The sequence below is a fragment of the Pseudomonas sp. NLJ1 genome, from assembly GCF_049486705.1.
Taxonomy (GTDB): domain Bacteria; phylum Pseudomonadota; class Gammaproteobacteria; order Pseudomonadales; family Pseudomonadaceae; genus Aquipseudomonas; species Aquipseudomonas inefficax.
In genome coordinates this window covers 4,807,876-4,831,219 of the sequence record NZ_CP137735.1, presented here as the reverse complement: position 1 = coordinate 4,831,219, position 23,344 = coordinate 4,807,876, and the positions used below count along the sequence as shown (strand labels likewise).

Sequence of the window (23,344 nt, the reverse complement as noted above, 5' to 3'; positions counted from 1 at the left end):
TGCAGCATGGACAGCCTCAGCGGCTTCGTGGTCTTCAACCGGGTGGCTGAAACCCGCAGTTTCGTCGCCGCCGGCCAGTCGTTGGGCATCAGTGCCTCGGCCGTGGGCAAACGCGTGGCGCGGCTCGAAAGCCGCCTGGGGGTACGCCTGTTCCACCGCAGCACGCGCAGCATTACCCTCACCGCCGAAGGCACGCTGTTCCTTGAGCGCAGCCGGCGCATCCTCGCTGAAATCGAGGCCACCGAGCAGGAGCTGTCCCAGGCCAGCGCGACCCCGACTGGCCGCCTGCGGGTGAGCATGCCGCAGGTCACCGGGCTGGTGATGCCGGCACTGGCCGAGTTCATGGCGCGGTACCCACAGGTGGAGCTGGACCTGGATTTTTCCGACCGCATGGTGGATATCGTCGGCGAAGGCTTCGACGTGGTGATGCGAGGTGGGCAGCCGGTGGACTCGCGGCTCAACGCCAAGTTTCTGGGGTACTTCCAGCACTGCCTGGTGGCTTCGCCCGAGTACCTGCGCGAACGCGGCACGCCGCTGCACCCGCGCGATCTGGCGGCGCATACCTGCCTGCATTACCGCTTTCCCAGCAACGGCAAGCTGGAAACCTGGCCGCTGCGCCAGGAACACCCCGAGCAGGGTTACGACATTCCTATCTCGATGGTCTGCAACCACGTCGAGACGCGCGTCTGCTTTGCCGTCAACCACCGCGGCATCACCTGCCTGCCGGACTTCACCGTACGCCGCGAACTGGCCAGCGGTGCGCTGGTCAGCGTGCTCGACGACTTCATGGAGCGGCGTGGCAGCTTCTACCTGCTATGGCCGTCCGGGCGGCAGATGCCGCCGAAATTGCGGGTTTTCATCGACTTCATGCTCGAACGCGTATTCAACCGTACAGGTAATTGATGTCCTTGCAGGCCAGCGGCGGCACCTGGCCCAGCAGGAACTCGCGCAGCTTGTGCATCTGCCGCGCCTTGGGGCTGGCCTTGAGCCAGGTCATGTAATAGCCGTCGCCGGTGGCCACCGCGTGCTTGAACGGCGTTACCAGGCGCCCGGCCAACAGGTCGGCGCTGGCCAGCACCAGGTCGACCACCGAAATACCCAGGCCTTGCTGTGCGGCCGAGATGCCCTGGTCGAGGGTATCGAACACTTGCCCGTGGTCGATGCTGATGTCCAGCGCATCCATGCGAGCCAGCCAGCGCCGCCAGTCTCGTCGGTCAGGGGACGGGTGCAGGAATTCGCACTGGGCCAGGTCGGCAAGGACCGGTTGAGCCTGGGCCATGTAATCCGGGTGGCACACCGGGATCAGCCATTCATCGAACAGCTTGAAACTCTCGATATCGGCGGGAAAACGCCCGTTGGCCAGGAGGATCGCACAGTCGTAGGGCTCGGAGTAGAAGTCCACGCTGTCGATGTCCATCCACACGCTGGACAGCTGCACGCTGCAGTTGTCCTCGACCTTCTTGAACGCATCCAGCGCCCGCAGCAGCCAGCGCACGGTCAGCGTGGACGGCGCCTTCAGACGCAGGCCGTAGCGGTCCTGACGCAGCAGGGCGCAGGCATTTTCGATGATCTTGAAGCCAACCTTGAGTTCCTGCGCCAGCAGGCGGCCGTGCTCGGTCAGGGCCAGCTTCGGCCCGCGGCGTTCGAACAGGTCGCAGCCGAACATGGCTTCGAGGGTCTTGATGTGGTGGCTGACGGCGCCCTGGGTCAGGGCCAGCTCTTCCGCGGCACGGGTAAATGAGCCATAGCGAGAGGCCACCTCGAAGGCACGCAGCGCGTGCAAAGCCTGAATCCGTTCCGACATGGCGACGCCCTGAGCATGAGTAAGACTAATAGTAGGTCATAGTTCCACGCGTTTTACAACGCCAAGGACGTCTCGGAAAATGCAGGTAAATAACAAACATAACCAAGATCCTGCCTGCATGTGACTTGAACGTTCATAAAATTTACGCCTGGGGAAATCATGTCGACGGGTTATGGAACTTGCTATCGCCTGGATGCGCTAGAGCTGGCCGCTGACCATGTGCGCAACACGCAACATTGGACCTACAAAGCCGTAGAACATTTTCGCAGTGTCCTCGCCAACCCCGAGTTTCCCTGCCTGTTCGGCCGCAAGGCGGTAAACGGCGCAACCTGCCACATCCTCTTCGCCCGCGCCGGGCAACTGGCCGATGACATCGCCATGGGCCTGGCCGACTACGTGCGCACAGTCGCACCTATCCCACCCAAGCAGCGTATCGGCAGCCCACTGGTGGTGTTTCTCGAAACCGCCGCCGACTACACACTGGCCGAGCAACAGGCGCTGGCCTGGAAGGTGTTGCGTGGCGTGCACGCGCGCGACCCGCATCCCTGGCCGCAGGGCATCCCGACCGACCCCGACGACAACGCCTGGTCGTTCTGCTTTGCCGGCATGCCGCTGTTCATCAACATGAACTTCCCCGGCCACCAGCAGATGAAAAGCCGCAACCTGGGGCCACACATCACCTTCGTCATCAACCCGCGGGCGAACTTCGACGAAGTGGCCAACGTCAACACCGAAAGCGGCCATCGTATCCGCGAACGCATCCGCGAGCGCGTGCACCACTACAACGACGGCGTCATGCCCGACACCCTTGGTTTCTTCGGCGATGCCGACAACTACGAGTGGAAGCAGTACCAACTGCAGGAGGCAGGGTCGCTCAACCCGTCCCGCTGCCCGTTCCACGCCCATGCCGTACAGCCGGCAACACCCGACATACTGATCGAGACCTGACCGTGAATACCGCACTCACCGCTACCTACGCCCTTACTGTCCTGCTACTGATCGCCACCCCCGGCCCGGTGGTGGCACTGATCGTCAACACCGCGGCCGCCTCCGGTTCACGCAAGGCCATGTTCACGGCTGTCGGCACCAACTGGGCATCACTGGTGCTGATCGGCGCGGCGGCCTGGATCATCCTCACCAGCGCCGCCATCGACAAGGCCTGGCTCAGCGCCATGAGCCTGCTGGGTTGCCTGTTCATCGGCTACATTGCCGTCGGCACGCTGCGGGACGCCCTGCAGGCGCCAGCAGCCGAGGCACCGGGCGAGCTCGCCAAGCCTGGCCGCGGCGGGCTGCTGCAAGGTTTCATGGTGGGCATTTCCAACCCGAAGGACATCATCTTCTTCATCGCCTTCTTCCCGCAGTTCATCCAGATCACCGAGTCGTTCGGCAAGAGCATGGTGGTGCTGTCGATGCTGTGGGTGGCCATCGATTTTGCCGTGCTGAGCCTGTACATCTTCGCCATCGGCAAGATCGCCTCGCAACGCAGCAACCGCATGATCAGCCTGGCCTCGGGGGTCGCCCTGCTGCTGATCGCCGCTGGCGGCCTGCTGTACAACGTCAAGGAGCTGGCGGCCTGAATGTGATGCAAAGCGCCCGCTGCAACAGAAGGAGAACCCATGACCGCGACTGACACGAGCCCTTCGCCTTCGCCGTTGCAACAGGACTACCAGCGCTTTCTGCTGCTGGGCAGCCGACGTGCCCCGCACACCGTGCATGTGCACGAAACCGGCTACCGCTCCGGCACCATCAACACCGATGCCCTGGGCCTGCGTTACAGCCACTGCGCCGGCAAGCGCTTTTCGGTGGCCGAACGCGGTGGGGCGTCACGCATCAACCTGCTGGTCGGCGGCTCCGCTGCCCTGGGCATCGGCGCCAGCTCCGACGGACACACAGTGGCCTCGCACCTGTCGATGCTTACCGGCGAAGTCTGGCTGAGCCTGGCCGGCTGCGGGCTGAATGCCAGCCAGGAACTGCTGATGTTCCTGACCCACCAACATCGCCTTGGCCAGCTCGGCCATGTGGTGGTGCTCAGCGGCCTCAACACCCTGGCCCACGAAGCCCTCTGCGAGGTCCTCGCCAACCTGAATGACCCTCAGCACGCCAAGGCCTACCAGGATTTTCTCAACAGTTTCAGCGAAGGCATGCAGCCCTCGACGTCGCCCCGCCGGCAATCGCTATGGCAGCGTATCGGCCAGGCGTTGGCCACGCCCTCGGTCGCAACACCTGCGACCTGGCCGCTGTCGCCCCCGGAAAAGCGCCTGGCCCGTGCCGCCGACAGCATTGGCCGGACCTTGCGCCAATGGGACCGGCTGCTGGCAGACAGCCATTCCACCCTCACCTTCATCCTGCAGCCGTTGCTGCCCTGGTGCCGGGATAGCCTGCCCGCTGGCGAGCAGGCCATGCTGGACGCGCTACAGCGGCGACCGGCGAATTTCGACCGGCTGCTGGACGGCGCGTTCGACAGCCAGTTGCACTCGGCCTTCTTCCGCCGTATCAAGAGCCAGGCCGAACCGGTCCCCTGCTACGACATGAACTGCATGCTCAGCAGCTCACCGGTGTTCGGCGCCGACCTGTTCATCGACCGCCTGCACCTGAACGACCTGGGCAACAATGCCCTGGCCAAGGTCATTACCGCCAAGCTTGGCCTGGCCCAGGAAAAACATGCCCAGCGCAAGGTCACGCCGATCAAGCTCGTCTGACAGTTGCCGGGTGGACTTTCGGCCAGACCCTTTGGGTGGCTAGAATAGGCCGTCGTTCCGATCTGCCCGAGGCGCACGCTTGACCGCCATGAACATCGAAGCCATCCATCAGTACCTGGCACCCCATGGAGCTTGCCTGTGAGCCGCATGCTGCGCTTGCCCCCACTGTTGATCGCCCTGATGCCACTGGCCACGCATGCGCTGGAAGTGCGCATCGACCCTCATGCCGACCTGCTCTACCGCCAGGCCTTGCCCTTGCTGGAGCAGGCAGACAGCCAGGACGACGGCGCCAGCACGCTGCGCACGGCCATCGGCGGCGACCCGGAGCTCAGCCGCCAGGGCCAGGCCATGGCCCACACCCTGCCGACAGCAGTCGCCTTGCTGAAAAAGTCCGTGGAGTTGGGCCACCCGGTCGCACAGTACCGCCTGGCGCTGTACTACATGACCTACCTGCCCGCCGCGCAAATCCCGGATGCCGCCTGCCCGCTGCTCGAAGCCAGCCTCAGACAGGGCTTTGCAGCACCGGCGCCGGCCATCGCCACCTGGTGCCCGCCTTATAACGTCAGCAGCGAGTACCGGACTGCGCTGGAGGCCATCCCCAACATGGCTACCGTGTATGCGCCCTATTACCCGCAACCGGCCACGCGCCTAGCCTGCAACCGCAACCGGCCACAAGGCCTGGAAATGCAGTGGGGGCGCCAGCGTGACTACCAGGCCGAGGTATACCGCCTGCTCGGCGACCTCGACCCGCAGCACCGCCAGAGCCTGCTGCAGAAGGCCGTGGACACCAACGGCTGCGTGACAGCGCAGCAGCACCTGACCAGCCGTCCTTAACACGGACACGGCTCCCGTGTAGGAGCGGCCTTGTGTCGCGATGGGGCGCGCAGCGGCCCCAGGATTTCAGCTTCGCTGCAGATATTGCCGGGGCCGCTGCGCGCCCCATCGCGACACAAGGCCGCTCCTACAAGGGACCGTGCCAGGCATAGCAAGATCGTTCAAGCCATCCCCCGCCCCGTCTGGCATGCTGGCCTACCACCTACACGCACTGCAGCCACCATGCCCCACATCGCCCGCCAAGCCTTTCTCCACGGCGCCATCGCCATTCTCCCGTTGTCCCTGGCCGTTGCCCCCTGGGGCCTGCTGGCCGGCTCCATGGCCATCGAAGCCAACCTCAGCGCCTGGCAGGGGCAAGGGCTGTCGGCCATCGTCTTCGCCGGTGCCGCGCAACTGGTGGCCATCGGCATGCTCAAGGGCGGCGCCAACCTGGCGTCGATCCTGCTGACCACCCTGCTGTTGACCTCGCAGCACCTGCTGTATGGCCTGACAATGCGCCCGGTGCTGTCCAGCCAGCCGCTGCGCTGGCGACTGGGCCTGGGCTTCCTGCTGACCGACGAGTTCTTCGCCCTGACCAGTCAGTACGACCAGCAGCAGTTCAACCGCTGGTACGCCTTGGGCGTGGGCCTGACCTTCTACGTCGCCTGGAACCTGTTCACCCTGGCCGGTATCCTGCTGGGGCAGAACATTCCGCACCTGGACCAGCTCGGCCTGGACTTCTCCATCGTCGCCACCTTCGTCGCCCTGATCGCGCCACTGGTGCGCAACCTGGCCACGCTGGTGTGCGTGGCGGTGTCGCTGTTCTGTTCGGTGCTGTTCAGCTACTGGCACTGGGAAACCGCCCTGGTGGCCGCAGGCCTGCTGGGCATGAGCGCCGGTTTCATCTGCCAGAAATTCGCCGGAGCCCGCGCATGACCTGGATCCTTATTTTCGCCATGGGCGCCATCGTGTTCCTCAACCGCTATGCGTTCCTGGAGCCGCGCCTGCCCTTGCGCCTGAGCTCCAACGCACGGCAATTCCTCGGTTTTGCCGTGCCGGGCATGCTCACCGCTATCTGCGGCCCGATCATCTTCATGCCCGAGCACCAGCTGAACCTGAGCCTGCTCAACCCCTACCTGCTGGGCTCGCTGGTGGCCATTGCCCTGGTGCTGTTGACCCGCAGCGTGCTGCTGAGCATGCTGGTGAGCATGTTGATCTTCTTCCTCCTGCGCAGCTGGCTGGCATGAGCACGCCCCTGCGCGAGCAGACACACCTCTGGCAGGCGCCGGCACTGGGCGACGTCGAGATGCTGCACGCGCGCTATTTCCAGCAGCGTTTCGCCCCGCATGTGCATGAAGGCTATGTCTTCACCGTGATCGAGTCGGGCGCACAGCGCTTCTGGCATCGCGGCAGCGAGCACCTGGCGCCGGTCGGCAGCATGGTGCTGATCAACCCCGACGAGCTGCATACCGGTGCCACCGCCCACGAAGCGGGCTGGCGCTACCGTGGGTTCTACCCGGAACATGAACGGGTAACCGGGGTGCTCGACGAACTGGAACTGGGCCGCCACGGCATGCCCAGCTTCAAGGACAGCGTGATCCACGACCCGGCCTTGGCGATTGCCTTCAGCCAGTTGCACCAACTGTCCGAAGCCGGCGCCAGTGCCCTGCAGCAGCAGACCGCCTGGCGCCAGGCGGTGCTGGCCCTGGTGCAACGGCACGGGCAATGCGCCGAACCCGCCGCCCCCGGGCACGAGCCGCTGGCAGTGGCCCGCGCCCGTGAGCTGCTGGAAAGCCAGCTGGCCGACCCGCCCTCGCTCGAAGCTCTGGCGGCGGCGGTCAACCTGTCGCCGTTCCACTTCGCCCGGGTGTTCCGCCAGGCCACCGGCCTGCCGCCACATGCCTGGCTGAAGCAGCGGCGCCTGGCCCGTGCGCGGGAAATGCTCAAGCGTGGGTGGGCTGCCTCGGAGGTGGCGTTCGACCTGGGCTTTGCCGACCAGAGCCATTTGAGCCGGCAGTTCAAGCAGGCCTATGGGGTAACGCCAGGGGCTTATCGCAGCGCCTGCCTGCAGGGCTGAGCTGCGACAGCCGGCCTCAGGCAGGCCGGCCAGCCACTGCTACACTGACAAGGCTGAATGGAGGATCCTGCCATGTCCGAAAGAGAGCTCACCACCCTCCTGTCGCTGATGAACCAGCGCCAGGCCTGCCTGAGCAGTGCCTGCAAGGAGATAGCCGACTGGATCGACCGGCAGGGCGACGTGCCCGCCGCCGGCAAGATCCGCGCAAGTCTCAAGGCCCTGGAGGCCGATGAGGCCCAGGTCCGCAAGACCTTGACCTCGCTGACCCTCGACAGGCCGCTGCCCAAGTTTCGCAGCTGATTGAACCGGGGGCTGCCTGGCAGCCCATCGCGACACAAGGCCGCTCCCACAGGGGATAAGCGTTCTCCTGTGGGAGCGGCCTTGTGTCGCGATGGGGCGCAAAGCGCCCCCAAAGGGTTCAGCCTGATCAGTGCTTCATGTGCATGTGATCATGCCCAGCGCCCGCCTCGGCGTTGAGCGCACGCACTTCGGCCTGCACATCCAGAGTTTCCTTGTCCCCCTTGGCATCTTCGATGGTCAGGGTCAGTGGCACTTTCTCGCCTTCTTTCACCTGGTTGTTCAGGCCCATCAGCATCACATGCAGGCTATTAGGATCGAGGGTCACCGCCTTGCCGGCCGGCAGCTCGACCGCCTTGACCTCACGCATGCCCATCACGTCGCCGTTCATGGTCATCTCGTGCACCTGCACGGTCTTGGCCACAGGCGAAGCCACGCCCACCAGCTTGCTGTCGCTGCTGGCGGTCAGGGTCATGAAGGCGCCGGTGGACTGCTGGTGCGGCACAGTCGCACGGACCCAGGCGTCGCTCACGGTGGTCTGGGCCAGGGCCGGCAGCGCCAGGCCCAACAGGGCCAGGGCAGCCAGGCCTTGCTTGATCGGTTGCATCGACATTCAGCAGATCTCCATCAGGGTGACCAAGTCTTCGGCGCATTCCTGGGCGGTCAGGGAATGGCCCAGGCTCAGGCGCAGGGTGCCACGCGTATCGTAGACGTAGCTGGTGGACGAGTGAGAGACGGTATAAGTGTCACCGGCCGGGACTTTCTCGTAGAACACCTTGAATTCCTTGGCCACCGCGGCGATTTCCTCGGGGGTGCCGGTCAGCGCGGTGAACGATGGGTCGAACGCCTTGACGTAGGCATCGAGCACTTCGGGGGTGTCGCGCTCCGGGTCCAGGGTAATCAACACCACCTGGAACAGGTCGCGATCGCGGCCGCGCAGCAGCTTGCGGATTTGCGCAGCGCGCGCCAGGGTGGTCGGGCAAACCGCCGGGCACTGGGTGAAGCCGAAGAAGATCATCGGCATGCTGCCGTAGAAGCTCGACAGGGTGCGCACGTTACCCTGGGTGTCCTTGAGGCTGAACTTGCGCCCAAGGATTTCATTGCTCATGTTCTTGCCGTACTTGAACTCGAGCCCCCGGGCCGGGCTGCAGCCTGCCAGCAGGCCAAGCCCGAGAACGCCCATCCCGGCGACAACTGCGCGCCGGGTATATAGATCATTCATGAAACCATCCTTTACAGGGAAGGTGCCGGCCCTCGGGACGGGCCGGTCGAAAAACGGGGGCATTCTGGCACGGCACCCTGAGGGGTTCTACCCGACGAAGGCGAGGATCGGCTGCAGCCCTTTGAATACGGGCTGCGGCCTGTTGTCGCAGGGGTTGAAACAGTAACACTTTGTTGCTAAGGAAGTGGGTTCAATGCGATCCCTGCAGGAGCGGCCTTGTGTCGCGAAAGGGCCGCGAGGCGGCCCCGGCAATACCAGCTTCGCCGCCAATATCCCGGGGCTGCTCCGCAGCCCTTTCGCGACGCAAGGCCGCTCCTACACATGACAGAGCGCGTCAGCCTCAGTAGTAGGCGTTCTCTTTCTGGCTGTGGTCAGTCACGTCACGCACGCCCTTCAGCTCGGGAATACGCTCGAGCAGGGTGCGCTCGATGCCTTCCTTCAGGGTCACATCGGCCTGGCCGCAACCCTGGCAACCACCACCGAACTGCAGCACGGCAATGCCGTCGTCGACCACATCCACCAGGCTCACCTGGCCGCCGTGGCTGGCCAGGCCGGGGTTGATCTCGGTCTGCAGGTAGTAGTTGATGCGCTCGTTGATCGGGCTGTCTTCGTTGACCATCGGTACCTTGGCGTTCGGCGCCTTGATGGTCAGCTGGCCACCCATGCGGTCGGTGGCATAGTCGACCAGCGCGTCTTCCAGGAACGGCACGCTGACCGCGTCCAGGTAAGCGGTGAAGCTCTTCAGACCCACGGCGGTGTCGTCAGGCTTCTCTTCGCCCGGCTTGCAGTAGGCGATGCAGGTTTCGGCGTACTGGGTGCCCGGCTGGGTGATGAAAATGCGAATGCCGATGCCAGGCGTGTTCTGCTTGGAAAGCAGATCGGCCAGGTAGTCATGGGCGGCGTCGGTAATGGTTATAGCGCTCATGTAGGTTCCTCACAGACTTGCGGCCAAGTGTACGCCAACCCGGCCTTCGAACAAAGTCCTAGTATTTGACTCGGGAAAGCGCATATTCAGGGGCTCGCCCCCGTGGCGCCGCCAGCCAGGCCTGCATGCGCCGGTAAAGGCCGCGCTCGAGCCACTGGTAGCTGAACCACGACATTAGTCCAATGGACGGCACGCACAGGGCAAACACCAGGTACGGGTTCAACTGCAGGCGCTGGCTGGCGAACCAACCGGCATACAGCACCAGCACATGAACCAGGTACACCGAATACGAACAGTCGCCCAGCGCCTTGAGCAGCCGGTTGCCACGGAACACCGGCTCCAGGGCAACGAAGGCCAGCACGATCATTGCGCTCGGCACGCCCCAGTGCAGCAAGCGCCGGGAAGCGTCCAGGTGGTAGATGGCAAGGCCCGCCGCCGCCAGCAGCACCAACGGCAGCCAGCGGCCCTGCTGGATCAGCCCGCGCCGGTGCAACACGCCCAGGCCGATGCCGAGCAGGAATTCGTAGATGATGTCGTTGCTGTAGAAGCGGCTGAGCACGCCCAGCCGGCCCAGTATCTCGCTGGCCAGCAGCAGCACGGCGGTGACCAGCAGCTGGTGATGACGCTGGCGCACCAGGAAAGCAAGGCCGAACAGCAGGTAGAAGAACATCTCGAAATTCAGTGTCCAGCCCACGTTCAGGGTCGGGTACAAGCCGTAGCCACCGGGGTTTTCTGCCGGGATGAACAGCAGCGACAGCAGCAGGTGGTGCCAGGTGAATGCCTGGTGCGGCATCCATTGGCTGAAGGCCAGCAGCAGGGCTGCCATCAATGCCGTATAGAACCAGTAGGCCGGGACGATACGCAGCACCCGGTTGAGCAGAAACTGGCGGGGCTCGATGGCCTTGTCGCAGGTCGACAGGTAGATGACCAGCCCGCTGATGACGAAGAAGATGTCGACGCCTGCGGCGCCACGGTCGGTGAGCAGTTGGCCGATGGGGCCGGAGGCTTGGAAGTCGAAGAAGATTTGCATGAAATGGTGGCAGACCACCACCCAGGCGGCGAACGCCCGCAGTGCTTGAAGCGAATACAGCATGGAGTACCCTGCGATTGCCGGTGCATTGAGGCCCAGGCTCGAATGCAAGGGCGAGCGCTACGCGCCCGTTCGCGGGTAAACCCGCTCCCACAGGATTAGTGCTGTCCTCGAGAGTCGTGCCATTCCTGTGGGAGGGTTAGCGCTGACCTCGAGAGTGGTGCCATGCCTGTGGGAGCGGGTTTACCCGCGAAGGGCTGCACAGCAGCCCCTTGCAATCGATCAGGACCACCCGGCAAGTCCGACCGCAGGGTAATCGGAAAGGTCAGCCCAACCGATCAGAGGTTCTCGTAGCGGTTCATGTCCAGCACGCCCGCCTCGACCGGCTCGGTCTCCTTGATGAAGCTGGTCAGGTCATGGAAGTAGCGCCAGAACTCTGGGTGACTGCGGCGCACACCCCAGCGCATGACAATGCGCTCGAACCTGGCCGGGTCATCTTTCGCATATTCCATGTCCTCGACGAACTCCGGCACATCCTTGGTCGGGATGTTGAAGATGAAGTTGGGGTAGCTGCTGAGCACGCCCGGGTACAGGGTCAGGGTGTCCAGCCCCGGCTGGTAGCGGTATGCCTCGCCCAACAGGAACGCCACGTTGCTGTGCGCGCGGTTGCGCAACAGGCTGTACACCTGGCGCTGGCCACCCTGCCCTTCGATGCGCAGCATGGTCGCCTCGGGCAGCTGGTTGATCACCTTCAGCCCGGCAGCCGGGCGCGACACCAGGCGGCTGAGCGACTGCTCGGCATTGCGGAACTCTTCGCTCACCTGCGGCCGTGAGCAGAACGCGCCCTGGCAGCGGTTGATCGGGTCAGGCGCGGCATTCAGGCTACCGGTACGCTGCAACAGCTTCAGGCCGAAGTCGCGCTTGGGGTTGCGCGGGTCGAGCTGGATACCGCTCGGGGTGTCGGTGTCGATGTCTTCATAATCCATCCACATCTTCACCTTGCCGCTGGTCTGGTACCAGTCGCCGAGGATCGCCTTGCGCTGGTCGGCCGGCATCAGGCGCAGGAAGTTGACCTCGGCTCCGTTGCGGATCAGGTCGAAGTACAGGCGCGTCTGCAACTGGTGCGAGACGTTGCCGAATACATCGAAGTTGACCGCCAGCTGGTAATAGGTGCGCTCGAACAACGGGTAGTCGAAAAGCCACACGGTCAGCGGCACGTCACCGACCAGGCCCTTGGTCACCGCAGCGCTGTCGAAGTGGCGGAAAATGCTCAGCAGCGCGTTGTCGTTACCGGCCCACAGCGTCGCCCAGCCCGGTGCCGGCATGTCGGCATAGGCTTCGCGGCGCAGTTTTTCGTACTCGTTGCGCTTGTCACGGTAGGCGTGCCACAGGCTCAGCACGCTGCCCACGTCATCGATCTGCCCAGGCATGGCCAGCAACGGCGTGGCCTCGCCACGGTACTTGGCATCGGTGATGTAGCGGTCGTGGGCCGGTTCCTGGAACAACGCCCAGAAGTTGTCGCGGATCACGTCGGTGGCGATCTGCCCACGGCATACCGGGCCACGGATGAAGGTGCGCACGAAGTACTCGGCGTTATCCAGCATGAACTGGTAGCGCGCCACGGCCGGGATCGCTTCGAAGGTTTCGAACGGGTTGGCCCGGTGGCGCGGGCCGTAGCCTGGCAGTGCAGTGGCATGCCAGTCGCCGGCGTAGAACAGTTGCTTGACCCGCTTGAGCTTCTGCGGCCCCATCGGGTAGGTGATGTGCGTCTTGTGCACGATCACGCCCTGCACCGGAATCAACCGGTAGTAGAAGTCGGTGCCCGGTGGGTCATTGGGGCGGCGCGTGGCGATCAGGTCGACTGGCTGGCCGCTCGGTGTACGCGAACGTACCCACTGGAAGAAGTGGCCCTGCTCGCCACCCACGAAGTAGATGTGCGCCAGGAACAGGTGCTCGTACAACCAGCGGCCGACCAGCGCCTCGGTGGAACCCGGGCGGTTGAGCAGCTCTTCCCAATCGGCAATCTGAGTGGCTTCGGCCGCGCTTGGCTTGATCGGCTGGTGCTCGACCGGTGCACCTGCGGCCAGCCAGCGGCGCATGGTGTCGTATTCCTTGTCGGTCAGGCCGGTCACCGCCAGTGGCATGCCTTCCTTGGGGTGGGCGCCGGCATAGGCATCGAACTCATGCGGCAACGGGCACATGTTGTTGCGGTTCAGGCCCAGGACGATTTCCTCGGGCAGCTTGGCGTTGGGGGTGAGCGGGGTCTTGTGCCCCAGCTCGAGCATGCGCGCCATCAGCGCAGCCTGGCTACCCTGGTTATCGAGCACCGAGTAGAAGCCCTTCTTGCGCCATTCGCCCTCGCTGTGGGCGTCGTAGAACAGCCGCGTGGTGGGCACTGCCTTGCTGCGCTCACCCTGGTACACCGGAACCTTGGTAGCGCCGCGCACCGCGCCTTCGGGGCTTTCCAGCTTCAGCTGGCAGGCCGCGTCGTTGCAGGCGTGGCAGGCCACGCATTTCTCGGTGAAGATCGGTTGAATGTCCCGGGTGTAGGAAATAGCCGGGCTCGACTGGGGGGCTTGCCCGAACGCCACACTGCTGATGAGCAGGGCGAAAACGCCGGCAAGAATACGATGCACCATGTGCGGAAAGTCCTGGGTATGAAAGCCATCACGATTTGTTGCCTGGTCGTCCTTGGGTGCCCTGCTTTGCCGACGCCCGCCCAACATGAGGCATTTTCATGCAAATGGGCGATGCACCTAAAAACCGCGCAGCTTTGTTATGATTCTGCACCTTCTGAAATTCGCCCGACCAGGTAGTTCCTATGTCCGACCGCAGCGCTCGTCTCCAAGCACTCCAGAACGCACTCGAAGAGCGCATCCTGATCCTCGACGGCGGCATGGGTACTATGATCCAAAGCTACCGGCTCGAGGAACACGACTATCGTGGCACGCGGTTCGCCGATTGGCCAAGCGATGTCAAGGGTAACAACGACCTGTTGCTGCTCAGCCGCCCGGATGTGATCGCCGCCATCGAAAAGGCCTACCTGGATGCCGGCGCCGATATCCTCGAGACCAACACCTTCAACGCCACGCAGATTTCCCAGGCCGACTACGGCATGGAGTCGCTGGTCTACGAGTTGAACGTCGAGGGCGCGCGCATCGCCCGCCAGGTGGCCGATGCCAAGACCCTGGAAACCCCGCACAAGCCGCGCTTCGTCGCCGGCGTGCTCGGCCCTACCAGCCGCACCTGCTCGATTTCCCCGGACGTCAACGACCCCGGCTACCGCAACGTCACTTTCGACGAGCTGGTAACGAACTACATCGAGGCTACCCGCGGCCTGATCGAAGGCGGCGCCGACCTGCTGCTGATCGAAACCATTTTCGACACCCTCAACGCCAAGGCGGCGATCTTCGCCGTACAGCAGGTGTTCGAGGAAGACGGCATCGAACTGCCGATCATGATTTCCGGCACCATCACCGATGCCTCGGGCCGCACCCTGTCGGGCCAGACCACCGAAGCGTTCTGGAACTCGGTGCGCCACGCCAAGCCGATTTCCGTGGGCCTGAACTGCGCCCTCGGCGCCAAGGACCTGCGCCCCTACCTGGAAGAGCTGGCGACCAAGGCCGACACCCATGTCTCGGCCCACCCCAACGCCGGCCTGCCGAACGCCTTCGGCGAATACGACGAAACCCCGGCGGAAATGGCCGTGGTGGTCGAGGAATTCGCCGCCAGCGGCTTCCTCAACATCATCGGCGGCTGCTGCGGCACCACTCCGGGCCACATCCAGGCCATCGCCGAGGCCGTGGCCAAGTACAAGCCGCGCAAGATTCCGGAAATCGCCAAGGCCTGCCGCCTGTCCGGCCTGGAGCCGTTCACCATCGACCGCCAGTCGCTGTTCGTCAACGTCGGCGAGCGTACCAACATCACCGGCTCCGCCAAATTCGCCCGGCTGATCCGTGAAGAGAACTACACCGAAGCGCTGGAAGTCGCCCTGCAGCAGGTCGAGGCCGGCGCCCAGGTGATCGACATCAACATGGACGAGGGGATGCTCGACTCCCAGGCCGCCATGGTCCGCTTCCTCAACCTGATCGCCGGCGAGCCGGACATCTCGCGCGTGCCGATCATGATCGACTCGTCCAAGTGGGAAGTGATCGAAGCGGGCCTCAAGTGCATCCAGGGCAAGGGCATCGTCAACTCCATTTCCATGAAGGAAGGCGTCGAGCAGTTCAAGCACCACGCCCGCCTGTGCAAGCGCTATGGCGCTGCCGTGGTGGTGATGGCGTTCGACGAAGTCGGCCAGGCCGATACTGCAGCGCGCAAGAAGGAAATCTGCCAGCGCAGCTACGACATCCTGGTCAACGAAGTGGGCTTCCCACCGGAAGACATCATCTTCGACCCGAACATCTTCGCCGTCGCCACCGGCATCGAAGAGCACAACAACTACGCCGTCGACTTCATCGAGGCCTGTGCCTACATCCGTGACCACCTGCCGCACGCCCTGAGTTCGGGCGGTGTGTCCAACGTGTCGTTCTCGTTCCGGGGCAACAACCCGGTGCGCGAAGCCATCCACTCGGTGTTCCTGTACCACGCTATCCAGAATGGCCTGACCATGGGTATCGTCAACGCCGGCCAGCTGGAAATCTATGACGAGATCCCGGCTGCACTGCGTGAAAAGGTCGAGGACGTGGTGCTCAACCGTACCCCGCATGGCACCGACGCACTGCTGGCCATCGCCGACGACTACAAGGGCGGCGGCGCAACCCGGGAAGTTGAAAACGAAGAGTGGCGCTCGCTGCCGGTGGAAAAACGCCTGGAGCACGCACTGGTCAAGGGCATCACCGCGTTCATCGTCGAAGACACCGAGGAATGCCGCCAGCAGTGCGCACGCCCGATCGAAGTGATCGAAGGCCCGCTGATGAATGGCATGAACGTGGTCGGCGACCTGTTCGGCGCGGGCAAGATGTTCCTGCCCCAGGTGGTCAAGTCGGCCCGCGTGATGAAACAGGCGGTAGCACACCTGATCCCGTTCATCGAAGCCGAGAAAGGCGACAAGCCGGAAGCCAAAGGCAAGATCCTGATGGCCACGGTAAAAGGCGATGTGCACGACATCGGCAAGAACATCGTCGGCGTGGTGCTGGGCTGCAACGGCTACGACATCGTCGACCTCGGCGTGATGGTGCCGGCCGAGAAGATCCTGCAAACCGCCCGCGACGAGAAGTGCGACATTATCGGCCTGTCCGGCCTGATCACGCCGTCGCTGGACGAAATGGTCCACGTTGCCCGCGAAATGCAGCGCCAAGGCTTCCAGTTGCCGCTGATGATCGGCGGTGCCACCACTTCCAAGGCGCACACTGCGGTCAAGATCGAACCGAAGTACAGCAACGACGCCGTAGTCTATGTGACCGACGCCTCGCGTGCGGTCGGCGTGGCCACTCAGCTGTTGTCCAAAGAACTGAAGCCGGGCTTCGTCGAGAAAACTCGCCAGGACTATGTGGAAGTACGCGAGCGCACCGCCAACCGCAGCGCCCGCACCGAGCGCCTGAGCTATGCCCAGGCTGTCGCCGCCAAACCTCAGTACGACTGGGCTGGCTATCAGCCAGCGGTGCCCTCCTTCACCGGCGTCAAGGTGCTGGAAGACATCGACCTGCGCACCCTGGCCGAGTACATCGACTGGACCCCGTTCTTCATCTCCTGGGACCTGGCCGGCAAGTTCCCGCGCATCCTCACCGACGAAGTGGTCGGCGAGGCTGCCACGGCGCTGTACAAGGATGCCCGCGAGATGCTCGACAAGCTGATCGACGAAAAGCTCATCAGCGCCCGCGCGGTGTTCGGCTTCTGGCCAGCCAACCAGGTGGCCGATGACGATATCGAAGTGTACGGTGAGGACGGTCAGGCCCTGGCTACCCTGCATCACCTGCGCCAGCAGACCATCAAGCCGGACGGCAAGCCCAACTGGTCGCTGGCCGACTTCGTCGCGCCGAAGGCCAGTGGCGTTACCGACTACGTCGGCGGTTTCATCACCACTGCTGGCATCGGTGCCGAGGAAGTGGCCAAGGCCTACCAGGACAAGGGCGACGACTACAGCTCGATCATGGTCAAGGCCCTGGCCGACCGCCTGGCCGAGGCCTGTGCCGAATGGCTGCACGAACAGGTGCGTAAAGAGCACTGGGGTTATGCCCGCGACGAACACCTGGACAACGAAGCGCTGATCAAGGAGCAGTACCGCGGCATTCGCCCGGCTCCCGGCTACCCGGCCTGCCCGGACCACACCGAGAAGGAAACCCTGTTCCGCCTGCTTGATGGCACTGCCATCGGCGAGACCGGGCCGAGCGGCGTGTTCCTCACCGATCACTTCGCGATGTTCCCGGCGGCGGCAGTCAGCGGCTGGTACTTTGCTCACCCACAGGCGCAGTACTTTGCCGTGGGCAAGGTCGACAAGGACCAGATCGAGCGCTACAGCGCGCGCAAGGGCCAGGATGTGAGTGTCAGCGAGCGCTGGTTGGCGCCTAACCTCGGGTACGACAGCTAAATCGGCGTTGGCTTCTTCGCGGGCTTGCCCGCTCCCACGGGGACCGCACTGCTCTTCAGGGCTGCGCAGTACCTGTGGGAGCGGGCAAGCCCGCGAATAGGCCGGCAAAGCCAACCTCACCCTCATTGCCTACACTGTCCCTGATTGCCTCTGATTTCCTCAGGAGCCACCATGGACGATTCCAGCCAGGGCAAACCCCCGACCTTCTGGCAGATGCTGCACAGCATCCTCGCTGCCGCCTTCGGCGTGCAAAGCGGCAAGAACCGCGCCCGCGACTTCACCCACGGCAAGGCCAGCCATTTCATTGCGCTGGGGACGCTGTTCACACTGATATTCATTGCCGCGCTTATCGGCCTGGTGCAATTGGCCCTGCACCTTGCTCGCTAGCCTGTGCTGGCCCTTTCGCGGCTAAAGCCGCTCCCACAGGGACACCACGGTGCTCAAGGCCTGTGCAGTACCTGTGGGAGCGGCTTCAGCCGCGAAAGGGCCAGCACAGGTAAAGCAAAAACGCCCGCGGGATTCCCTCCCGCAGGCGCTCAGGCTGCATCATGGTCTTGAATACAAGTCTACTGGTGGCTGACCCAATACACGGCAGTGACCACCACCAGAACGATCAGGCAGAGGATCGCCCAGGCATCGACGCTGCTGTCAGCTTTGCGGACCTTGGTTGAGTTTCCCATTGCATTGCCTCTTGTAGTGGTTATGGGAATGCACTTCACCACCAGCAGTTAAGACGAGCAATGCCCTTCTCTCAAGCAGGGTCTTTCAATAATTGATCGGTGATGTCAGAAATGGGTACTGGTAGTCGGGCGGCCGTCCTTCGGCACTGTAATGCTGGAAATCGATGCCGTAGTCGGGCTGTTCCAGCAGTTTCAGCCAATGGGTTGCCTTGGCCTGGTCGATCGGTTGCAACACCGGCACGCGATGCTCGCGCACGCCATCGCGGTTCACCGCCAGCCCCAGGGCATCATCGTGCAGCATCACCATGGCCCAGCCGCCGAGGGTGAAATGCCCGCCCATCAGCGCGCTAAGGCGCCCGTCGATACGTGCGTGCAGAGCCTCGGGCGAGCTGTTGATGGCGCTGAACAGCACATCGCGCCCCGGCTTGCGCCCCGCCTCCTCGAACGCCTGCATGGCACCAAAGGCCATTTCGTCATTGGCCGACCACACCAGACGGGTGGCCGGGTAACGCTCCAGCAGTTGTTGCGCCTGCTCGTAGGCGCGCTGACGGCTCCAGCCGCCATACACCACCTGGCGCAAGCGCACCTGAGGGAAGTCGGCCAGGGCCCGACGCATGCCTTCCTCGCGCAGCTGCGAGGCCGGAGTGGTCTTGACCCCGGCAAACGCCAGCAAGTCTACCGGCCCGCTGTCACGGGGCAATTGCGCGACCATCTGGTGCAACATCTGGAAGCCCGCCTGCTCGTCGTTGGCCGTCAAGGTGCCCAGCAGCTCGGCATACTTGTCGGGCTGGGCCTCGATGCTGCGGGCCTGGCTGGCAGTCAGGCCGTTGTTGACCAGGAACAGCTTGACCCCGCTGCCGCGCGACAGCCGCAGGATCTCCGGCGCCACGTACTGCTCATTGACCACTACCAGGTAATCCGGGCGCTGCGCCCCGCCCAGGATCGCCCTGGCCTGGGTCAGCGCCAGGTCGGCGCGGCGTTCGCTGTATTCAACGCGCAGGGTCATGCCCAGCTCGTTCGCGGCGGCCTGCATGAAACGCGTATAACTGGTCCAGAACGCCTCGGTGGATAGCCCCGGGTTGAGGAAAACCACCGAAGCCGGTTGTGCGCTTGCCGCCAGCGGCAAGGCAAGACACAAGCTTTGGCACAACGCCTTGAGCATGGGCTGACATCCCTGCAAAGCAAACATCGGATTATAAACGCCAGGCCACACCCAGCGCACAAATGGCAGTCAGTCTCACATAGTCCATTTGGTTCTTTTCATATGCAAAAACATCACTTTAGCGCATAAACGCAACCTGCTATCGTTCCCCGGCTCCGAAGCGGAGTGCGCGGCCGTGCGCGCGAATAGCTGCATGCCTGAGACAGGACTTTTATGTACGTATACGACGAGTACGATCAGCGGATCATCGAGGACCGCGTCAAGCAGTTCCGTGATCAGACCCGCCGCTATCTGGCCGGTGAGCTGAGCGAAGAAGAATTCCGCCCTCTGCGCCTGCAGAACGGCCTTTACATCCAACGTTTCGCACCGATGCTGCGCGTCGCCGTGCCGTACGGCCAGCTTAACGCCACCCAGGTCCGCACCCTGGCCAGGATCGCCCGCGACTACGACAAGGGCTACGCCCACATCTCCACCCGCCAGAACGTGCAGTACAACTGGCCGGCCCTGGAAGACATCCCGGACATCCTCGCCGAGCTGGCCACCGTGCAGATGCACGCGATCCAGACCAGCGGCAACTGCCTGCGCAACACCACCACCGACCAGTTCGCCGGTGTGGCCGCAGACGAAATCGTCGACCCGCGCCCGTGGTGCGAAATCGTCCGCCAGTGGACTACCTTCCACCCGGAATTCGCCTACCTGCCGCGCAAGTTCAAGATTGCCATCAACGGCTCGCAGGAAGACCGCGCCGCCATCGAAGTGCATGACATCGGCCTGGAGCCGGTGCGCAATGCCGCTGGCGAGCTGGGCTTCCGTGTGCTGGTCGGCGGCGGCCTGGGCCGTACTCCGGTGGTGGGCTCGTTCATCAACGAGTTCCTGCCGTGGCAGGACCTGATCAGCTACCTCGACGCCATCCTGCGCGTGTACAACCGTTACGGTCGCCGTGACAACAAGTACAAGGCGCGCATCAAGATCCTGGTCAAGGCCCTTACCCCGGAAGTGTTCGCCGAAAAGGTCGAGGCCGAAATGGTCCACCTGCGTGGCGGCAGCACTACCCTGACCGAAGCCGAAGTACAACGCGTATCGCGCCACTTCGTCGACCCCGAGTACCTGGCGCTCGACAATGTCGACTACAGCGCTCTGGATGCCGAAAACCCGGGCTTCGCCCGCTGGCGCTCGCGCAACACCCGCGCCCACAAGCGCCCTGGCTACGTGGCCGTGACCCTGTCGCTGAAGCCGACCGGCGTTGCCCCTGGCGACGTGACCGACAAGCAGCTGGACGCCGTGGCCGACCTGGCCGAGCGCTACAGCTTCGGCTTCCTGCGCACCTCGCACGAGCAGAACATCATCCTCGCCGACGTGGAGCAGCGTCAACTGCACGCCCTGTGGCTGGAACTGCGCGAAGGCGGCTTCGCCACCCCGAACATCGGCCTGCTGACCGACATCATCTGCTGCCCGGGCGGTGACTACTGCTCGCTGGCCAACGCCAAGTCGATCCCGATCGCCGAATCCATCCAGCGCCGCTTCGACGACCTGGACTACCTGTTCGACATCGGCGAAATCGACCTGAACATCTCCGGCTGCATGAACGCCTGCGGCCACCACCACGTGGGCCACATCGGCATCCTCGGCGTGGACAAGAAGGGCGAAGAGTTCTACCAGGTGTCGCTGGGTGGCAACGCCGCGCGTGGCGCGAGCCTGGGCAAGATCCTCGGCCCGTCGTTCGCCCAGGATGACATGGCCGATGTGATCGAGAAGCTGATCGCCGTGTACGTCGAGCAACGTACCGAGGAAGAGCGTTTCATCGACACCTACCAGCGTATCGGCATCGACCCCTTCAAGGAACGCGTCTATGCAGCGAATCATTAAGAACAACCAGATCGTCGACGAAACCTGGCACCTGCTGCCCAAGGAAACCTCGTTTGACGAGCTGACCAACTGCGACGACTACATCGTCCCGCTACAGATGTGGCGCGACCATGCCCACGCGCTCAAAGCCCGCGACGGCGGCCTGGGCATCTGGCTGGACAGTGACGAAGAAGCCGAAGAAATCGGCGAAGACGTGCAGCACTTCCAGGTCATCGCCCTGAACTTCCCGGCCTTCACCGACGGGCGCAACTACTCCAATGCGCGCTTGTTGCGTGACCGCTACAAGTTCAAGGGCGAGCTGCGCGCCATTGGCGACGTGCTGCGCGACCAGCTTTTCTTCATGGCCCGTTGCGGCTTCGACGCGTTCGCCATCCGTGCCGACAAGGACCCGGAAGACGCGCTGCAAAGCCTGAAGGACTTCTCGGTGACCTACCAGGCCGCCACCGACGAGCCGCTGCCGCTGTTCCGCCGCCGCTGATCGTCATGCTGTGCCTGACGGCCCGCCTTCATGGCGGGCCGTTGCGTTTTCGGGTCAAAATTCAAGTTCGCTGATGGCGCGCCGACATCACGTACGAACGTACCAGAAAACGCAGGGAGCGTGAATGAATCCGATTACACCGATCATACGCACGACGCAGACCTACATGCCTGCCGCTACCGCACCTCCAGGCATTGCCATAAAAGCCGCAGAATCCACAGCTGCGAGCAACGAGGTCAGCATTGGCAAGTCGCCGCCCAGCGCCGACATTGGCATCTACAACGCCAAAGGCACCCTCGGCAATGGGCAGGTTCGCCACATCTGGGAGCACAACGGCATCGACAAGCTGAGCCTGAACATGTACAGCGCGATTCAGGCCTCTTCCACCGCTTCCCGGTTCCAGGGCCTGGGCGCAGCGTTGCTGGAACAACTGGCAGCCAACGGCGGGCAACGTATCGCCCAGTCAGGCCTGGCAGTTGACAGCGGTACGGCAACCGAGCCCCTGCTGCTTGGCCTGCAACAGGCCAGGCTGCGCGAGTTCGCCACCGACCGCGTGACCTTCACCCTGAACACCGCGTCCGGCGCGACCGTTTCACTGGGGCTGTTCAACAGCGACAGGGGCCTGGCGGTAGATGCCGAGGTGCTCGGTGGCGACCTGACAGCCAGTGAACTAAAAGGCCTGGCGATGATGGCGGACAGCTTCCAGACCGCCGTCAACGGCCTTGCTCAAGAACCTCCGAGCCTGAAGCTCGGCGCGCTGGTGAAGCTCGACCCCGCGCTTTTCACCGGCCTGCAATTCGAAGCACAACTGCAAACCGCAGGCGGCGCTCAGCAGACCTTTGCCCTGCAGATGGATGAGCATACGCGCAGCCTTGAACTCCAGGGACCGTCCGGCAATGTGAAGATGAACTTCGACACCCAGGGCGGCACCTTGCTCGGCAGCGAGACGCAACGACAGGCAGCAGTGTCGAACTACCTGACCCAGTTCGATGCTGCACAGCAACGCGGAAACGGCGATGAACAGCTGATGACGCTGTTCAAGGATGCTTTCCGCCAACTCAATAGCGTCGACGACGCCGCCCTGCGCCCGGCGGGTCATGACACCTGGTCAAGCAGGACCAGCCGCCTGCTGCTGAGTGGCATGGCCGACTTCAATGCTTCGCTCACCACACCCGAGAAGCGAACCAACCCCATGCGGCGGGAGGAAGTAGACAGCTTCACTTACAACGTTTCACAAACCACCACCCGCAAGGGCGGAGCAGCCAACCTGAGCTTGCAACAGGACCAGCAGAGCGCGCTGAAGGCCTCCTGGCACGAGAGCCTCAACCCTTGGGTAGAGCTGCAACTAAGCCTCGACAGCAAATCGCAGGACTACCGTTACCATGAGGTGGATGACGAAGCCAGCAGCTCGACCCGCATAGGCTTTGTCAACAACGTCCTGGTCGAGGCCACTGCTACGCAACAGGCCAGCCAGCGGGAGCGTGTACGCACTTACCAGCAAGCCGAACTGCAGTCCGATGTCACCACCTCTGCCTCGGCCGAACAGTCACGCGACCTGCTGGACATGCTCGAAAAACTTCTGGCCCAGGACCGGCAGGCGCGGCGACTTGGCCTCGCCTCGAGTCTGGAGCAACAGGTCCAGTCGCTGCGAGGCCTGTGGTTGCTGCAGTCCAACCCGTCGCTGATCGACGACTGATCATTGCATCTGCCTGCCCCTATCGCCCTTCAATGGGCGCTTGGGGCAGATTGGGTGGCTCACGAT

21 protein-coding genes are annotated in these 23,344 nt (G+C 63.6%); 14 read left to right on the top strand and 7 right to left on the bottom strand.

Features of this window, described 5'->3' with window-relative positions; genetic code table 11:
• Positions 1 to 6 precede the first annotated feature (6 nt).
• Complete coding sequence (locus tag R9B85_RS21870) at positions 7 to 903, top strand: LysR family transcriptional regulator (RefSeq protein ID WP_112252440.1); 897 nt, start codon at positions 7 to 9, stop codon at positions 901 to 903.
• Here R9B85_RS21870 and R9B85_RS21865 read toward each other — a convergent pair.
• A complete protein-coding gene (locus tag R9B85_RS21865; protein WP_085592215.1) occupies positions 884 to 1,804 on the bottom strand; it encodes a LysR substrate-binding domain-containing protein in 921 nt (306 codons plus the stop codon). The genes R9B85_RS21870 and R9B85_RS21865 overlap by 20 nt on opposite strands.
• Positions 1,805 to 1,963: 159 nt before the next feature.
• On the opposite strand from R9B85_RS21865, the gene R9B85_RS21860 reads away from it, so the two are divergent.
• The 8 genes from R9B85_RS21860 (at position 1,964) to R9B85_RS21825 (ending at position 7,693) form a co-directional block, all read left to right on the top strand.
• Complete coding sequence (locus R9B85_RS21860; RefSeq protein WP_112252375.1) at positions 1,964 to 2,752, top strand: YqcI/YcgG family protein; 789 nt, start codon at positions 1,964 to 1,966, stop codon at positions 2,750 to 2,752.
• Between the two features lie 2 nt (positions 2,753 to 2,754).
• On the top strand, positions 2,755 to 3,381 hold the full coding sequence (locus R9B85_RS21855) for a LysE family translocator (protein WP_025338491.1): 627 nt from the start codon (positions 2,755 to 2,757) through the stop codon (positions 3,379 to 3,381).
• Positions 3,382 to 3,420: 39 nt separating this feature from the next.
• Positions 3,421 to 4,503, top strand: a complete 1,083-nt coding sequence (locus tag R9B85_RS21850; protein ID WP_112252374.1) for a hypothetical protein — start codon at positions 3,421 to 3,423, stop codon at positions 4,501 to 4,503.
• Positions 4,504 to 4,641: 138 nt separating this feature from the next.
• On the top strand, positions 4,642 to 5,337 hold the full coding sequence (locus R9B85_RS21845) for a sel1 repeat family protein (RefSeq protein WP_423770550.1): 696 nt from the start codon (positions 4,642 to 4,644) through the stop codon (positions 5,335 to 5,337).
• A 222-nt stretch (positions 5,338 to 5,559) separates the two neighbouring features.
• Positions 5,560 to 6,252: an AzlC family ABC transporter permease gene (locus R9B85_RS21840; RefSeq protein WP_112252372.1), complete on the top strand. Its 693-nt coding sequence runs from the start codon at positions 5,560 to 5,562 to the stop codon at positions 6,250 to 6,252.
• The gene (locus R9B85_RS21835; RefSeq protein ID WP_112252371.1) at positions 6,249 to 6,563 is read left to right on the top strand and encodes an AzlD domain-containing protein; all 315 of its coding nucleotides are present in this window, start codon (positions 6,249 to 6,251) and stop codon (positions 6,561 to 6,563) included. The genes R9B85_RS21840 and R9B85_RS21835 overlap by 4 nt, the downstream gene beginning before the upstream one ends.
• Positions 6,560 to 7,393 carry an AraC family transcriptional regulator gene (locus tag R9B85_RS21830; RefSeq protein ID WP_112252370.1) on the top strand — a complete coding sequence of 278 codons (834 nt, stop codon included), beginning with the start codon at positions 6,560 to 6,562 and terminating at the stop codon, positions 7,391 to 7,393. The genes R9B85_RS21835 and R9B85_RS21830 overlap by 4 nt, the downstream gene beginning before the upstream one ends.
• A 72-nt stretch (positions 7,394 to 7,465) precedes the next feature.
• The gene (locus tag R9B85_RS21825; protein ID WP_003260451.1) at positions 7,466 to 7,693 is read left to right on the top strand and encodes a hypothetical protein; all 228 of its coding nucleotides are present in this window, start codon (positions 7,466 to 7,468) and stop codon (positions 7,691 to 7,693) included.
• 127 nt (positions 7,694 to 7,820) lie between these two features.
• Here the strand turns inward: R9B85_RS21825 and R9B85_RS21820 are convergent, their stop codons facing one another.
• From R9B85_RS21820 to R9B85_RS21800, 5 genes are all read right to left on the bottom strand, one after another.
• Positions 7,821 to 8,303, bottom strand: coding sequence for a copper chaperone PCu(A)C (locus tag R9B85_RS21820; protein ID WP_313853863.1), 483 nt, complete (start codon positions 8,301 to 8,303; stop codon positions 7,821 to 7,823).
• Positions 8,304 to 8,912: an SCO family protein gene (locus tag R9B85_RS21815; protein ID WP_024086651.1), complete on the bottom strand. Its 609-nt coding sequence runs from the start codon at positions 8,910 to 8,912 to the stop codon at positions 8,304 to 8,306.
• Positions 8,913 to 9,252: 340 nt separating this feature from the next.
• Positions 9,253 to 9,837, bottom strand: a complete 585-nt coding sequence (gene nfuA / locus R9B85_RS21810; RefSeq protein ID WP_003250416.1) for a Fe-S biogenesis protein NfuA — start codon at positions 9,835 to 9,837, stop codon at positions 9,253 to 9,255.
• 58 nt (positions 9,838 to 9,895) lie between these two features.
• On the bottom strand, positions 9,896 to 10,930 hold the full coding sequence (locus R9B85_RS21805; protein WP_112252368.1) for an acyltransferase family protein: 1,035 nt from the start codon (positions 10,928 to 10,930) through the stop codon (positions 9,896 to 9,898).
• 275 nt (positions 10,931 to 11,205) lie between these two features.
• Positions 11,206 to 13,506, bottom strand: a complete 2,301-nt coding sequence (locus R9B85_RS21800) for a fatty acid cis/trans isomerase (protein ID WP_112252367.1) — start codon at positions 13,504 to 13,506, stop codon at positions 11,206 to 11,208.
• 182 nt (positions 13,507 to 13,688) lie between these two features.
• Between R9B85_RS21800 and metH the strand changes: the two genes are divergently transcribed.
• Both metH and R9B85_RS21790 read left to right on the top strand, forming a co-directional pair.
• Positions 13,689 to 17,396, top strand: a complete 3,708-nt coding sequence (metH, locus tag R9B85_RS21795) for a methionine synthase (RefSeq protein ID WP_112252366.1) — start codon at positions 13,689 to 13,691, stop codon at positions 17,394 to 17,396.
• A 171-nt stretch (positions 17,397 to 17,567) separates the two neighbouring features.
• Positions 17,568 to 17,783, top strand: coding sequence for a DUF2970 domain-containing protein (locus R9B85_RS21790; protein WP_423770549.1), 216 nt, complete (start codon positions 17,568 to 17,570; stop codon positions 17,781 to 17,783).
• A 378-nt stretch (positions 17,784 to 18,161) separates the two neighbouring features.
• On the opposite strand, the gene R9B85_RS21785 is transcribed toward R9B85_RS21790, so the two are convergent.
• Positions 18,162 to 19,238, bottom strand: coding sequence for an ABC transporter substrate-binding protein (locus tag R9B85_RS21785; protein ID WP_207877393.1), 1,077 nt, complete (start codon positions 19,236 to 19,238; stop codon positions 18,162 to 18,164).
• A 213-nt stretch (positions 19,239 to 19,451) separates the two neighbouring features.
• On the opposite strand from R9B85_RS21785, the gene R9B85_RS21780 reads away from it, so the two are divergent.
• The 3 genes from R9B85_RS21780 (at position 19,452) to R9B85_RS21770 (ending at position 23,278) form a co-directional block, all read left to right on the top strand.
• Positions 19,452 to 21,104, top strand: coding sequence for a nitrite/sulfite reductase (locus tag R9B85_RS21780; RefSeq protein ID WP_112252363.1), 1,653 nt, complete (start codon positions 19,452 to 19,454; stop codon positions 21,102 to 21,104).
• Complete coding sequence (locus R9B85_RS21775; protein WP_013971943.1) at positions 21,088 to 21,582, top strand: DUF934 domain-containing protein; 495 nt, start codon at positions 21,088 to 21,090, stop codon at positions 21,580 to 21,582. Before R9B85_RS21780 ends, R9B85_RS21775 begins: the two co-directional genes overlap by 17 nt.
• Before the next feature lie 124 nt (positions 21,583 to 21,706).
• Positions 21,707 to 23,278: a hypothetical protein gene (locus R9B85_RS21770; protein ID WP_207877395.1), complete on the top strand. Its 1,572-nt coding sequence runs from the start codon at positions 21,707 to 21,709 to the stop codon at positions 23,276 to 23,278.
• Positions 23,279 to 23,344 lie beyond the last annotated feature (66 nt).

What these genes read in the sequence shown, in the direction of transcription:
- R9B85_RS21870 (WP_112252440.1), top strand. Translation starts at nt 7, where the DNA reads ATGGACAGCCTCAGCGGCTTCGTGGTCTTCAACCGGGTGGCTGAAACC.
- R9B85_RS21865 (WP_085592215.1), bottom strand. Translation starts at nt 1,804, where the DNA reads ATGTCGGAACGGATTCAGGCTTTGCACGCGCTGCGTGCCTTCGAGGTG.
- R9B85_RS21860 (WP_112252375.1), top strand. Translation starts at nt 1,964, where the DNA reads ATGTCGACGGGTTATGGAACTTGCTATCGCCTGGATGCGCTAGAGCTG.
- R9B85_RS21850 (WP_112252374.1), top strand. Translation starts at nt 3,421, where the DNA reads ATGACCGCGACTGACACGAGCCCTTCGCCTTCGCCGTTGCAACAGGAC.
- R9B85_RS21840 (WP_112252372.1), top strand. Translation starts at nt 5,560, where the DNA reads ATGCCCCACATCGCCCGCCAAGCCTTTCTCCACGGCGCCATCGCCATT.
- R9B85_RS21835 (WP_112252371.1), top strand. Translation starts at nt 6,249, where the DNA reads ATGACCTGGATCCTTATTTTCGCCATGGGCGCCATCGTGTTCCTCAAC.
- R9B85_RS21830 (WP_112252370.1), top strand. Translation starts at nt 6,560, where the DNA reads ATGAGCACGCCCCTGCGCGAGCAGACACACCTCTGGCAGGCGCCGGCA.
- R9B85_RS21825 (WP_003260451.1), top strand. Translation starts at nt 7,466, where the DNA reads ATGTCCGAAAGAGAGCTCACCACCCTCCTGTCGCTGATGAACCAGCGC.
- R9B85_RS21820 (WP_313853863.1), bottom strand. Translation starts at nt 8,303, where the DNA reads ATGTCGATGCAACCGATCAAGCAAGGCCTGGCTGCCCTGGCCCTGTTG.
- R9B85_RS21815 (WP_024086651.1), bottom strand. Translation starts at nt 8,912, where the DNA reads ATGAATGATCTATATACCCGGCGCGCAGTTGTCGCCGGGATGGGCGTT.
- nfuA (WP_003250416.1), bottom strand. Translation starts at nt 9,837, where the DNA reads ATGAGCGCTATAACCATTACCGACGCCGCCCATGACTACCTGGCCGAT.
- R9B85_RS21805 (WP_112252368.1), bottom strand. Translation starts at nt 10,930, where the DNA reads ATGCTGTATTCGCTTCAAGCACTGCGGGCGTTCGCCGCCTGGGTGGTG.
- R9B85_RS21800 (WP_112252367.1), bottom strand. Translation starts at nt 13,506, where the DNA reads ATGGTGCATCGTATTCTTGCCGGCGTTTTCGCCCTGCTCATCAGCAGT.
- metH (WP_112252366.1), top strand. Translation starts at nt 13,689, where the DNA reads ATGTCCGACCGCAGCGCTCGTCTCCAAGCACTCCAGAACGCACTCGAA.
- R9B85_RS21790 (WP_423770549.1), top strand. Translation starts at nt 17,568, where the DNA reads ATGGACGATTCCAGCCAGGGCAAACCCCCGACCTTCTGGCAGATGCTG.
- R9B85_RS21785 (WP_207877393.1), bottom strand. Translation starts at nt 19,238, where the DNA reads ATGCTCAAGGCGTTGTGCCAAAGCTTGTGTCTTGCCTTGCCGCTGGCG.
- R9B85_RS21780 (WP_112252363.1), top strand. Translation starts at nt 19,452, where the DNA reads ATGTACGTATACGACGAGTACGATCAGCGGATCATCGAGGACCGCGTC.
- R9B85_RS21775 (WP_013971943.1), top strand. Translation starts at nt 21,088, where the DNA reads ATGCAGCGAATCATTAAGAACAACCAGATCGTCGACGAAACCTGGCAC.
- R9B85_RS21770 (WP_207877395.1), top strand. Translation starts at nt 21,707, where the DNA reads ATGAATCCGATTACACCGATCATACGCACGACGCAGACCTACATGCCT.